We start from the raw sequence: 13,313 nt of genomic DNA, 5'->3' as shown, positions 1-13,313 counted from the left end.
CTTTAAAGGATGTCTCGGTCTTTTAATGATTGATACGGATATTCCGCTTCTTCTTTCGCACGATGGTAGACGCGGTATAACCAATAGGTCAGTAATGCATAGACGACAATGACAAGAACAGCAGAAATGTAGCTCCCCATGCTATATGCTACCTTGAAGTTTCGAGTCGTAGCGGATATACCGGACAACACGATTAACGTTGGAATGATATATCCAATAAATCTTACTTTGACTTTACCCAGCATTCGTTGCACGGCATACGCGGCGCTGATCGCAAGTACGATCACGATGATTTCCATTTCTACCCCTACTTCCGCTAAATGTTATACCTAATTCTACCATTTAACTCTTTAGGAAGATACTGTCCGTGCTGGAATCGTCTCGTACACCGACGTAAACGTTTCTTCCGTCCATCCCATATGCCAAAACAGCAACTCATAATAACAGCTCGTCACGAAATGCCGTTTCATCCGCTCTCGTTCAGTCGAGCTTGCTTGTTCCGCCAACGCATCAAGCCGTGCAATCTGTTCAAAGACGACCTTTTCGAACCATTCCGAACTATATGTGTCGATCCATTGCTGATAGATTTTTTCATCCGGTGTACACGTCAATAATTGTTGTCCAACTTCATAATACAACCAGTAACATGGCAAGATGGCAGCAATCGTCTCACCAAGCGTCCCTTCACTCGCATGATGCATGTGTGAGACGTAAGCATATGCCGTTGGTGCCGGTTCAAATGCTTCAAGGTCTGCTTCCGTGATACCGAGCGGCTCGAAAAATGATTGATGCAAGCTCAGTTCTGCCCCATATGTCGAAGTCGCGTGCTCGGCAAGTGTCGCGATCGTCGCAAAGTCATCTGCTTTTGACGCTGCCTTCGCTTGAATCTTCGCAAAGTGTTTTAAGTAATACGCATCCTGCATGACATAATGTCGAAATTTCGAGAGCGGTAACGTTCCCTCGCCGATTCCTTGAACGAATGGGTGCGTAAAACTACTGTCCCAATACGCTTGTGTTGCTTGTTTGATTTCTTGTGTGAATGTCATGATCTCATCCTCCTTGTTTTTATGAAACGAAAAAACACCACCCCGAAACACACGGGCATGGCGCAAGAAGAACAAGACTTGACGCCACTTCCCTCCGTAAGTACGAACTTAATCAGGTTCAAAGGGTCCGAACGTCTTCGTTCGTCTCAGTCGGCCTACCGACTCCCCTAGTGGTCATTATTCGATTCAAATCCACTATAGCATGCTGAAAATGGAAGTCAAGTTGTCCTCTTTTCGCTATACTATGGAGTGTCAGAAGGCGGATATCGTCTCCATCTACAGACCGATTCCGAACTTCTTTCGTTCTCGTACACTAATTTTAGTACCTGATACTATAATTCATTCTGTTACTTACAATTGGAGGATTTCATTATGCATACACCAACAAAAATCATGGCGTCAGCCGTTATCGCTTCTGCTTTATTACTTCCGACAGCCGCATCCGCCGAGCAGGTCGTCGATAAGACAATCGTCACTCTCGGTGAGTCACTCGGCGCAAAAGATAAGGCTTGGGTGCTTTCACGTCTCAATGCACCGGAAGGTATCACACCGATCATCGCAACCTCTGCAGACGAAGAAAAATACCTCGGGAAAAACATCCCCCAGTCACAAAAGGGCGGCAACATGTATTCATCCGCTAAGATCGAATTGACGGAAAAAGGGGACGGACTTTCCGTTGCGACGGAAAACATCACGTGGGTGACGAAGGATATGTATTTGAACGCTCTCGTCACGGCAGGTGTCAAAGATGCCGACATCACGATCACTTCTCCTTATAAAGTGACTGGAACATCGGCACTGACAGGAATCATGAAAGCCTATGATCAAACTTCGGCTGAGACCGGAATCAAGCTGAGTGACGAACGGAAAGATTTAGCACAGCAAGAATTATCGGTCACATCAGACGTCGGGAAGACAGTCGGGACAGATAGAGTCGCTGATTTGATGAATGAGATCAAGGCCGAAATCGCGAATCAAAAACCGGAAACAAAAGTCGAGATCGAAAACCTGATCGTCCAAGTCATTCAAAACAACAACATCCAACTGTCTGATGCACAGATGGATCGGTTGACGAATCTATTCAATCAAATGGAGCAAGCGAACATCAACTGGGGGCAAATCGAGAGTGGACTGAAAAATGCTGGTCAAGACATCCATGCGTTTGCAACGTCCGAGGAGACAAAAGGATTCTTCGCTAAATTATTTGATGGTCTGAGTGACTTCTTCAGCTCGATTGCTGGTGTGTTCAAATAATTCAGACTTCCGCAATTAACAAGATAATGGTAAACTGGTTGTATCTGAAACGAAAGGTGGTGTGAAATGATGGACTTTGCTGCGTGCAAACATTGGTTAATGGAACAATTGTATCTGTTGCGCGCGATTTTTCATGGAATGGCGTTCTAAGGCACCCGTCTGCCCTTTTTTAGAACTTCATGATTGAAAAATACAGCAAAGCGCATCTTTCACACACTAGGGAGAGTGCTATTTGCGCTCTCCCTTTTTTTAATGCGCGCGAAAGGATCAACTTATTATGATGATTTGCGACATTCAACATCTGACAAAACAATTCGGAGGCGAAACGATTTTAACGGACGTTTCCCTCTTCTTAAACGAACACGATCGTGTCGGTCTGATTGGACGAAACGGGAGTGGTAAAACGACATTACTCCGCTTACTTGCTCGCCTTGACCAACCGGACGGTGGAGTCATCTATCAAAAGAACGGTTTGACGATTGGCTACTTGGAACAACTTCCCACTTATGCCGAGACAATGACCGGACTCGACGTCCTTTGGACGGCGTTTGAAGAGATCCTCGCAATCCGTTCTCGGATGCAACAGTTGGAGCTTTTGATGGCGACAGCGCCAGATGATCTGGATGCACTACTCGTTCGATATGCGGAAGCGACAAATGCATTCGAACAAAAAGATGGCTATCTACTCGACTCGAAGATCGAGCGCATGGTGAACGGATTACATTTACGTCCGTTACTCACTCGCCCTTTCCATCAGTTGAGCGGCGGTGAGCAAACGAAGATTTGCCTCGGTCGCATGTTGCTGATGGAACCACACCTCCTAATCCTTGATGAGCCGACGAACCATCTTGATTTAGCTGCCGTTGAATGGTTAGAACAATTCTTACGGGACTACACTGGAACTATCCTGCTTGTCTCTCACGACCGGGTCTTCTTAGACGCCGTCGTCACCTCGATCGTCGAGCTCGAAGATGGTGAACTGACCTCCTACCTAGGGAACTACAGTGCGTTCGTCGTCGAACGAGAACGTCGCTTGATGGAACAGTTCCACGCCTATCAGGAGCAACAGAAAAAAATCAAGAAGATGAAGGAAGCGATTCGTCGACTACGGCAATGGGCAAACGAAGCATCTCCACCGAGTGAGAAATTATTCCGTAAAGCAAAATCGATGGAGCGGGCACTCGAGCGAATCGAACGGATCAAACGACCTCAACTCGAAGCCAAAACCGCTGATGTCTCCTTCTCTTCTACCGATCATACGAGTCAAGTCGTCTTTCGCGCTGAAGAGCTCTCATTCGCTTACGATTCCCGTCGCATTTTCGATGTTGTCTCGTTCGAAATCATGGCTCAAGATCGGGTTGCAATCGTCGGAACGAATGGGAGCGGGAAATCGACGTTGCTCGCACTGTTGCTTGATGAATTGTCACCAGACGCAGGCACGCTCACGCGTGGACCATCGAACCGGATCGGTTACTTGTCCCAACATGCCCATTTCGAGGAGGATGCTCGCTTAATCGACTGGTTTAGAGACCGCATTGCCGTCCCAGAAGCGGAAGCCCGCCATATTCTTGCCCGGTTCCTGTTTTTCGGACCGACTGTCTTTCGGTCTATTTTGTCACTAAGCGGAGGAGAACGTGTTCGATTGCAGCTTGCCGTACTCGTTCATTCGTCGATCAACGTTTTGATTCTCGATGAGCCGACGAATCATCTAGATATTGAATCAAGAGAGACGCTTGAAGAAGCACTCGAGAATTTTTCTGGTACATTGATCGCCGTCTCACACGACCGCTATTTCTTGAATCGTCTTTTTCCAAAAATCATTTGGCTTGACCATCAAATTACTTCGTATACTGGAAACTATGCTTACGCAGTGGAGAAACGACAAGCCAGTCATGGCACACCACCTCAGATAAATCATGAGAAGAAATCGAAAATTTCAAAGCGTTCGAAAGCACCTGCGAAAGAACAGTCCATTGAACAGCAAATAGAAGAGTTGGAACTTCAAGTCGTACATCTTGATGCCGTTCTTTCTCATGTATCCGCGGAAGAAGAATGGATGACGGTCGAGATGGAAAAAGAAGCATTGTTACGAAAAATTGAAGGTTTGTATGAACGTTTAATTTTAGAAACTTGAACTAAAATGATTAGTCCTTCTTTGACTCGGGAAAATAGGAACAGATACGTCAAAGGAGGAATTCATCTTGTCTCAAGCTATGTTGATCATCAACCCGTCTTCTGGTAAAGAACTCGGAAAAAAACACGCGACGCTCGCTGAAGAGACGCTTGCTACTCGCTTTCAAACCGTCGACGTTCGATTCACGGAAAAAGAACACGATGCAACGGAATTCGCACGTCATGCCGCTCAGTATAATTACGACGCCGTCATCGCCATGGGTGGTGATGGAACGGTCAATGAAGTCATTACTGGAATTGCCGAGCAACCACATCGTCCAACACTCGGGATCGTACCGCTTGGAACGGTCAATGATTTATCACGTGCGTTACACATCCCGACGGACCCCGAAAAGGCGATTCAGATATTAGCTGATGCCCCTGCCCGCCCGCTTGATATCGGTAAATATGATGATCATTACTTCATGAACGTCATTGCGGTTGGTCTGATTGCGGAAGCCGTCGAAGAAGTGAGCATCGAACAGAAAACGTCACTTGGATCGGTCGCTTATTTCATTGAAGGTCTGAAAGCCTTTAAGGATCATAGTCCTTATCCAATCGAAATCAACTCTGCCGAAAAACAATTTGATGGAGAAGCCCACTTGTTAATCATCGCCTTGACGAATTCCGTTGGTGGATTCGAATCGTTTGCGGAAGAAGCAAAAGTCGACGATGGATTACTGCATGGATTCATCATTACGAAGCTCGGATTCTTTGATGCGCTTCAAGCATTACCTAAACTCATCACGGGTGGGTTATCAAAGGCGGATCAAATCGAACACTTCACGACGACACGTGTCGAGATTCGTTCGAAAGAAGAGTTACCAATCAATGCCGATGGTGATACGGCAGGTCATGTTCCTGTGACTGTCGAGGTACTCCCTCAACATCTCACTGTATATTCACCATTCTCTGCTGACTAACGTTATACGAGTAAAAAAAGAAATCGACGATTTGTCGGTTTCTTTTTTTACTTTAAAATCCATTACAATATATGTTAACAAAGCGTAATTTTGAAACATATTTGAAATATTTTTGTGTTATTGACGATGCTATAATCATCTCAGGCGAAAAATCATTCTTTAAAATAAATAATTATACATAAAATCTTACAATTTTGTAATGATCAGTTTTGGCGCTTCAGATTTTTAAGGAGGAAATATACTTAATGAAACGTTTACTTACAACAATGACAATGACAGCTTTGGTAGTTTCAGGTTTTGCTACAACGAGTGCTTCGAAAGTTGAGGCCGCAACGACATATAAAGTAAAAATCATGGCAGACGGCCTACGCGTCCGGACAGGTCCATCAACGGCTTATAAAATCGTCGGTAGCGTCAATACAGGACAGACATTCAATTATCTCGGTGTTTCCGGTTCATGGACAAAAATTTCATACGGCGGCGCATCACGCTACGTTTCTTCTACATATGTTAAAAAGTACAGTACGACGACTTCAACAAAAGCAACGACTGGTTTCTCGCGTCCAGCAAGCGGTCCGATCACACAAGGATACGGTGCGGCAAGCGGTGTTTATGGTTACACGTTCCACAATGGTATTGATATCGGTGCTCCGACGGGTACACCCATCTATGCTTCAGCTGCTGGAAAGGTCATCACGTCTCGTTACTACGGTGCATACGGTAATCATGTCATGATGACGCATACGGTTAACGGCATCCAGTACACGACAGTTTACGCACATATGAACAGCCGTGCTGTTTCTGTTGGACAAACGATTGCTAAAGGAACAAAAATCGGGACAGTCGGCGCGACAGGAAATGCCTTTGGTGCTCACTTGCATTTTGAAATGCACCGCGGCTCTTACGTCTACAGTGGAACGTCTGCAGCAAACAGCGTTAATCCCCTCAATTACTTCAACTGAATCAGATTCGCCGGACTTCTCATCTTGAGAAGTCCGGTTTTTTGTTTCAGATGAAATCTTCTGACAGGAGTGGTACGGTATATTCATGGCTCTCATGCATATAGGAGGCGAATCATATGAAACGAACCATTCCCTTGATTCTATCGGCATCTTTCGGAGTGACTCTGCTTGCCGGTTGCCAAGATCAACCGACACCTGAAGAACGTCTTGATGCCTATATCAAACTTTGGGAGAAACAAGACTACGATAAAATGTATACGTACGCGAGTACAGCTACTAAAAAAGAATACGGTAAAAAAGAATTCATCGAGCGAACGAAACAATTGTCGAAATCACTTGATATTCAAAAGTTATCCGTCGAACGAAAGAAAGCGGAAGAAGCAACGGATGACGAAAAAGCGTCCCTTCCCGTGCAGATTTCCTTTGATACGGTTGCAGGAACCGTTGCCTACGATAAACAAGTTCCACTGACATTTGAGAAACAAGGTAAGACCGAAAACTGGTTCATTGACTGGGACTCTTCGTTCGTTCTAAAGGATTTTAAAAAGGATGACAAAGTCCAGCTTCAAACCGTTGAAGGCAAACGTGGTGATTTACTCGATTCGAATGAGAAACCGCTCGCAACCTCTGGAAAAGGATTTGCTGTCGGCGCGACAGCCGGACAATTAAAAGACATCGAGAAAGTTGCCGAATTGCTCGACCGCCCGACCTCTTCAGTCGAAGATTCCTTAAAGGCAAGTTGGGTCAAAGATGGACAGTTCGTTCCGCTCAAAACGATGACCGACGAAGCAATGGTTGAAAAATTGCGTGACATTCCTGGAATCAGTGTCCAAGAAACGGAAGTCCGAACGTATCCACTTGGTAAAGCAACCTCTCATTTGATTGGATATATCGGTTCAGCGACAGCAGACGAGATTAAACAATCAAAAAATCAAATCCAAGCTGGCGAGCAAGTCGGGAAACGTGGACTTGAACAAGTACTCGATGAGCGCTTACGTGGTAAAGCCGGTGCGACAATCACTTTACAGAAAAAAGACGGCTCAAACGTTACTGTTGCCGAAACGAAACCGACGGATGGCGAAGATATTGCGTTGACAATTGATGCCACTCTTCAAAAAAAGACTTATGAAACGATGCAGGATGATCCCGGAACAGCATCAGCGATTGATCCGCGGACCGGCGAGACCCGTGTCTTACTCAGCTCTCCTGGCTTTGACCCTTCTGAATTCATGTCAGGAATCTCACAAGCACGACTCGATGAACTGACGCAGGACCCGGACCAGCCATTATTGAACCGATTCACAAGTGCCTTCGCACCCGGTTCGACTCAAAAACCATTGACGGCTGCTGTCGGATTAAAGAGCGAAACGCTCGACCCGGAAAAAGCCTACACAATCAATGGGCTGAAAAATAAGATCGATGGTTTTAACGTCACCCGCATTCATGAGACACCGGCCCCGGTCAATCTGCATAATGCGCTCGTCTATTCCGACAACATCTATTTCGCCCGTTCGACACTCGAACAAGTCGGAACGAAAGCATTTACGTCTGGTCTTGAAGCGCTCGGATACGGTGAAAAGCTACCGTTCACGTATCCATTACGTGCCTCACAGATCTCAAACGACGGCACGATTTCTTCTGATGGACAGCTGATGGACACGTCTTACGGACAAGGTCAGATGTTGACGAATATTCTACACTTAGCATCGATGTATGAAATTTTCCTGACGGATGGAACAATCTATCGTCCGACACTCTTACAAGAGGAAAAAACGAAGCAAGTCTTTAAGAAGGATTTACTCGACGCAGACGACGCGAAGATGATCCGCGATGATTTGTATGATGTCGTTCATAACGGTTATACGCTTCCGGCTGATATCAAAGAAGTCGATGTTGCCGGTAAGACAGGTACGGCAGAATTGAAAAAGGCAGGCGAAACCGACGGCAAAGAGAATGGCTTCTTCGTTGGATACGACAACGACAAAAAAGATCTTCTCGTTGCCATCATGATCGAGTCAGTCGAAAAAGAAGATCGTGGCAGTCCGTACGTGTCGGGACTTGTCGCCGAAGTACTCAAACAAAATCGATGATCGGAGTGATCGCTTCTTGATGATCCGCACTAGCTGTACTTCAGACCTCCCTGCCCTGCTTACACTGACGGCAGAGACATTCGCGCATCACAAGCGGTTGTCGCCTCACTTTCACCCAGATGTAACGACACCATACACGCTAGAGTCTTTAAGTCAGATGATAGAAGCAGAACAACACCTCTGTCTGACAGTGCTCGATGGAGAAACACTCATTGGTTACTTGTTTGGCAAGTGGACGGCACCGGCACCCGACCGGTTTACGCCTGTCCGAATCTTGAACATCACTGACGTCGGTGTCACCTTTTCCCATCGTTCATCAGGAATCGGTCGCCAGTTGATGCAGGTGGCAGAAGAACTCGCACTCGAGCAAAAGGTGGATGCTGTTCGCTTGAATGTCTGGACCGTCAACGACCGGGCCGCAACGTTTTATGAAGAACTCGGATTCGAACCGCTGTATACGAACTTGCAGAAGTCACTCGTTCAAAAGTGACATCTATACGAAAAAGAGCGGATGATCGTATGATCATCTGCTCTTTTTCATTAATGTGACGGCGTTGCCGCAAGCCGTGCTGCCATCAACTGTTGAATCGTTTCTCGATCGTTTTGATGGAGTAAGTCGACGATCTTACTGCCGACGATGACACCCGCGACTGGTCGACTCAACTGTTTGACGTGTTCCGGTGTACTGATTCCGAACCCGGCAAGTACCGGTACCGGGCTATGGGCTGCGACATTTGCTAAATGTTCTTCAAGCGCCGTATCAAACGTCGTCTGTCCGCCAGTCGTCCCATTGACCGTAACGGCATAAAGGAACCCTTCGCTTTTATCGGCAATCTTTTGAATCCGTTCCATTGGACTCGTCAAGGAGACGAGTTGAACGAGCGCGATATCCGACTTGTCCTCTCGTTCGAAGAACTGTTCACTCTGTTCAAGTGGTAAATCAGGAATGATCAATCCGTCAACCCCGACTTCGCGACATGTCGCTAAAAACGCTGTTAATCCATAACGGAAAATCGGGTTTAAGTACGTCATCAAGACGATTGGAACATCGACGGTCTGACGGGCAACGCGAACCACCTCAAGAACATCCTTCAGTCCGACGTTCGCTTCTAGCGCCCGGAGTCCCGCTTCTTGAATGACTGGACCGTCAGCAACGGGATCCGAAAACGGAACGCCGACTTCAATCGCTGTCGCTCCGGATTCAGCGAGAAACGCTAAGATTTCCGGAAGGCGATCAATCCCTCCATCTCCCCCCATGACGTACGGGATGAAGGCTTTTTCGCCCTTACTTGTAACGTTACGAATCGCTGTTTCTAATCGCATCATTCTTCCCCCTTTAGTGCGTTTCTGACAGTAACGACATCTTTGTCGCCACGTCCTGATAAGCAGATAACGAGAATCTCTTCCTTGTCCATCTCTGCAGCGAGTTGAGTCGCATAGGCAATCGCGTGTGCCGACTCGAGTGCCGGGATGATTCCCTCCTTGCGGCTCAACAGCTGTAGTGCTTCGAGTGCTTGTTCGTCGGTCACCGCTTCATACTGAACACGACCGATATCTTTGAGCAAACTATGCTCGGGTCCGACGCCCGGATAGTCAAGTCCTGCTGAGATCGAGTGCGCTTCTTGTACTTGACCGTGTGCATCCTGTAAGAGATACATCATCGATCCGTGCAAGACACCAACCTCTCCTTTTGTCATCGTCGCTGCGTGTTTCTCTGTGTCGATTCCGCTGCCCGCCGCTTCGATTCCGTATAATTTTACATCTGTATCATCGATGAACGGATGGAACATGCCGATCGCATTACTACCACCGCCAACACAAGCGACGATCGCCTCCGGCAGACGTCCTTCTTTTTCGATGATTTGGCGTCGCGTCTCTTTTCCGATGACCGCTTGGAAATCACGAACGAGTTGCGGGAATGGGTGTGGTCCGAGAACAGAACCCATCAAGTAGTGCGTGTCTTCGACATGTTTGACCCAGTAACGGAGTGCTTCATTGACGGCATCTTTGAGTGTTCGACTCCCTTGTGTGACCGGGATGACAGTTGCTCCAAGTAACTCCATCCGGAAGACGTTCAACTCTTGACGACGGACGTCCTCTTCGCCCATGAAGATGACACATTCGAGATCGAGCAAGGCACAGACCGTCGCTGTCGCGACACCGTGTTGTCCTGCACCTGTCTCAGCAACGATTTTTCGTTTCCCCATCCGTTCAGCCAGTAACGCTTGACCGATCGTATTGTTGATTTTATGGGCACCGGTATGGTTCAAGTCTTCTCGTTTCAAATAGATCTTTGCGCCACCAATCGTTTGCGTCAAATGTTCGGCAAAGTAAAGTGGTGTATCACGTCCGACGTATTCTTTTAGCAATTCATCCATCCGCGCTTGAAATGTTGGATCCTCTTTTACTATTGCATAAGCTTCTTCGAGTTCAATCACCGCCTGCATCAATGTTTCCGGGATGTAGCGTCCTCCGTATTTACCGTATTGTCCGAGTGTATCCGGTTGTGCGTAACTCATGCTTCTCTCTCCTTTACGGCATCTGCGAATGCCTGCATTTTTATGGGATCTTTCTGTCCATCCGTTTCGATGCCACTTGAGACATCGACAGCGAACGGGTGATATCGTTTGATTGCTTCTCCTACATTTTCAGCTGTCAAGCCACCGGCAATGAACAGTGGACGTTCAGCTTGAATGTCTCGTGACCAGTCGAATGTCTCGCCACTTCCAGCAACCGGTGCGTCGACGAGCACATACTCCGTCTGTTGCTCTACTTCCGTGATGTCCGTCACGGGAATCGCTTGAATGACGGGAACCTTTAGCTTGCCATCCGGGATGATCCCGTGAATTTGAACGAGATCCAGTTCGACCTGTTCGACCGCATCAATCACCTGTTGATAGGTCGGGGAGACGAAGACCCCGACGACCTGGACCGTACTCGGAATGTCGCGTCTAAGACGTGCTGCTTCTTCTAGCGTGACTTGTCGTTTACTTTTAGCAAAGACGAAGCCGATGTAGTCCGCTAAGCGAACTGCCGCTTCGACATGTTCGCTTTCTCGGAGACCACAGAACTTAATCCGTGTCATACGCGAACGCCACTCACTTCTCGGATGAAGATTTGTGGATCGTCTGCTCGCATCAATGTCTCACCGACGAGGATCCCGTCTGCACCGGCAGCATGTAATCGCTGTGCTTCCTCGACCGTCTTGATGCCACTCTCACTAATGTAACGAACGTCCGGTTGTTGCTGTTCTAGTAATCCGATCGATGTTTGTAAATCGACTTCGAACTTCTTCAAGTTCCGGTTATTGATGCCGATGATTTGTGCACCGATCGCCTCTGCCCGGCGTAATTCCTCTTCGTCATGGACTTCGACTAAGACCTCAAGTCCTTCTGCGTAAGCATACGTATACAAGTCAGCAAGCGTCTCCTGCTCGAGGGCCGCAACGATCAAGAGAATCAACTGTGCGCCATGTGATTTTGCCCGGTCAATCTGAATCCGGTCAATCATGAAATCCTTACAGAGGACAGGAATGTTGACTGCTGCAGCGACTGCCGCTAAATCGGTCATCGATCCTTTAAAATATGTCTCATCCGTCAAGACAGAGATGACAGTCGCCCCACTCGCTTCATATTGTTTTGCCTGAGCGACGACGTCGACATCGAGTGCGATTGCACCTTTTGATGGAGATGCTCGTTTGATTTCCGCGATGACGGATAAATCTGTTCCCGATAGTCGTTGCTTGATCGACGGCTTCAATGCTTCATGACTGATCTGTTCGACGCCAGTTAATTTTAATTGCAGGACTTCCGTCCGTTTTGTTTCGATGATGCGATCTAAGATATTCATCCGATTGCTTCCTCCCGTGTCATTTGTCGTAATTGGTTCAATCGTTCCATCGCTCGTCCTGAGTCGATGCTATCTGTTGCTAAGGCGATTCCTTCTTCGATCGTCTTCACCCGATTTGCTGCAAAGAGAGCGATCCCAGCGTTGAGTAGAACGGTGTCGCGATAAGCACCATTCTCTCCACTCAGGACTTGCAGTAAAATCGCCGCATTCTCTTGTGCACTTCCACCGCGGATCGCTTCAAGCGGTGCGGTCTTTAGTCCGACTTCTTCCGGATGAAGACTGAAGCGGATCAGTTCGCCTTCGTCGAGTAAGACGAGTTGGTTCGTTCCGGCAAGGGACGCTTCATCCATTCCGTTCGCACCGTGCAAGACGATCGCCCGCTTTCGTCCGAGACGGTGCAGTGTCAACGCCATCGTCTCGAGCATATCCTCCCGGTAAATTCCTAATAGTTGTGTCTTGAGCGGGACCGGATTCGTCAACGGACCAATCAAGTTAAAGATCGTCGGAATCCGTAAATCACGTCGGACCTTCATGATTTGCTTGACGCGCGGATGCATCCGTTGTGCAAACAAGAAGGCGATTCCGTTCGTCTCGAGTTGCTCTACTAAGTGTTCCGGTGTTGCATCGAGTGACACTCCGAGTGCTTCAAGTACATCAGCGCTCCCCGTCTTACTTGAGACACTCCGGTTCCCGTGCTTCGCGACTTTCATGCCGGCACCGGCTAGAACGAAAGCGGCTGTCGTACTGATGTTGAACGATTGCGAGCCGTCGCCTCCTGTACCGCAATTATCCATGAAATCACCGGTGACTGGAATGTCGAGCGCGACTTCGCGCATGATCGAAGCGAGACCGGCTAATTCTTCTGCAGTCTCCCCTTTTGCTTTCAATGCGACGAGAAAAGCGGCAATTTCGCTATCAGTAACATCTTCGGCAAACAGTTCGCGTGCTGCCTGTTGCATCTCTTCATATCGTAAATGTTTGGCTTCTGCTAATTTCAATAATGTCTCTTTCATCGTT

At 47.5% G+C, this 13,313-nt stretch carries 13 protein-coding genes and 1 riboswitch; of the genes, 6 read left to right on the top strand and 7 right to left on the bottom strand.

Going from position 1 to position 13,313, the window contains the following annotated elements; translation table 11 throughout:
• Positions 1-2 precede the first annotated feature (2 nt).
• Both VJ374_RS04955 and tenA read right to left on the bottom strand, forming a co-directional pair.
• Entirely contained in the window at positions 3-299 is a 297-nt protein-coding gene (locus VJ374_RS04955; RefSeq protein WP_308101196.1) for a hypothetical protein, read from the bottom strand.
• A gap of 51 nt (positions 300-350) precedes the next feature.
• Positions 351-1,046 carry a thiaminase II gene (tenA, locus tag VJ374_RS04950; RefSeq protein WP_329470369.1) on the bottom strand — a complete coding sequence of 232 codons (696 nt, stop codon included), beginning with the start codon at positions 1,044-1,046 and terminating at the stop codon, positions 351-353.
• Positions 1,047-1,118: 72 nt separating this feature from the next.
• A riboswitch (TPP riboswitch) is annotated at positions 1,119-1,225 on the bottom strand.
• Between the two features lie 193 nt (positions 1,226-1,418).
• Between tenA and VJ374_RS04945 the strand changes: the two genes are divergently transcribed.
• The 6 genes from VJ374_RS04945 to VJ374_RS04920 all read left to right on the top strand — a co-directional run bounded on the left by VJ374_RS04945 (position 1,419) and on the right by VJ374_RS04920 (position 8,937).
• Positions 1,419-2,300, top strand: coding sequence for a DUF1002 domain-containing protein (locus tag VJ374_RS04945; protein ID WP_052019067.1), 882 nt, complete (start codon positions 1,419-1,421; stop codon positions 2,298-2,300).
• Between the two features lie 277 nt (positions 2,301-2,577).
• A complete protein-coding gene (gene abc-f / locus VJ374_RS04940; protein ID WP_329470368.1) occupies positions 2,578-4,434 on the top strand; it encodes a ribosomal protection-like ABC-F family protein in 1,857 nt (618 codons plus the stop codon).
• Positions 4,435-4,501: 67 nt separating this feature from the next.
• Positions 4,502-5,395 carry a diacylglycerol/lipid kinase family protein gene (locus VJ374_RS04935; RefSeq protein WP_329470367.1) on the top strand — a complete coding sequence of 298 codons (894 nt, stop codon included), beginning with the start codon at positions 4,502-4,504 and terminating at the stop codon, positions 5,393-5,395.
• 272 nt (positions 5,396-5,667) lie between these two features.
• The gene (locus VJ374_RS04930) at positions 5,668-6,357 is read left to right on the top strand and encodes a peptidoglycan DD-metalloendopeptidase family protein (protein ID WP_442899597.1); all 690 of its coding nucleotides are present in this window, start codon (positions 5,668-5,670) and stop codon (positions 6,355-6,357) included.
• 116 nt (positions 6,358-6,473) lie between these two features.
• A complete protein-coding gene (locus tag VJ374_RS04925; RefSeq protein ID WP_329470363.1) occupies positions 6,474-8,447 on the top strand; it encodes a penicillin-binding transpeptidase domain-containing protein in 1,974 nt (657 codons plus the stop codon).
• A 19-nt stretch (positions 8,448-8,466) separates the two neighbouring features.
• Positions 8,467-8,937: a GNAT family N-acetyltransferase gene (locus VJ374_RS04920; RefSeq protein ID WP_081780390.1), complete on the top strand. Its 471-nt coding sequence runs from the start codon at positions 8,467-8,469 to the stop codon at positions 8,935-8,937.
• 50 nt (positions 8,938-8,987) lie between these two features.
• Here VJ374_RS04920 and trpA read toward each other — a convergent pair whose 3' ends face one another.
• Genes trpA through trpD form a run of 5 tightly spaced genes read right to left on the bottom strand, consistent with a single transcriptional unit; the run spans position 8,988 to position 13,309 of the window.
• A complete protein-coding gene (trpA, locus tag VJ374_RS04915; RefSeq protein WP_329470362.1) occupies positions 8,988-9,770 on the bottom strand; it encodes a tryptophan synthase subunit alpha in 783 nt (260 codons plus the stop codon).
• Positions 9,770-10,966, bottom strand: a complete 1,197-nt coding sequence (gene trpB / locus VJ374_RS04910) for a tryptophan synthase subunit beta (RefSeq protein ID WP_329470360.1) — start codon at positions 10,964-10,966, stop codon at positions 9,770-9,772. Before trpB ends, trpA begins: the two co-directional genes overlap by 1 nt.
• Positions 10,963-11,532, bottom strand: coding sequence for a phosphoribosylanthranilate isomerase (locus VJ374_RS04905; RefSeq protein ID WP_329470358.1), 570 nt, complete (start codon positions 11,530-11,532; stop codon positions 10,963-10,965). Before VJ374_RS04905 ends, trpB begins: the two co-directional genes overlap by 4 nt.
• A complete protein-coding gene (gene trpC / locus VJ374_RS04900; RefSeq protein ID WP_329470356.1) occupies positions 11,529-12,296 on the bottom strand; it encodes an indole-3-glycerol phosphate synthase TrpC in 768 nt (255 codons plus the stop codon). The genes VJ374_RS04905 and trpC overlap by 4 nt, the downstream gene beginning before the upstream one ends.
• Positions 12,293-13,309, bottom strand: coding sequence for an anthranilate phosphoribosyltransferase (gene trpD, locus VJ374_RS04895; protein ID WP_329470355.1), 1,017 nt, complete (start codon positions 13,307-13,309; stop codon positions 12,293-12,295). Before trpD ends, trpC begins: the two co-directional genes overlap by 4 nt.
• Positions 13,310-13,313 lie beyond the last annotated feature (4 nt).

Origin of the sequence: Exiguobacterium sp. 9-2, from assembly GCF_036287235.1 — a bacterium.
In the GTDB taxonomy this organism is placed as follows: domain Bacteria; phylum Bacillota; class Bacilli; order Exiguobacteriales; family Exiguobacteriaceae; genus Exiguobacterium_A.
The sequence above is the reverse complement of the archived record's forward strand: the minus strand, read 5'-3'. Positions and strand labels throughout refer to the sequence as shown.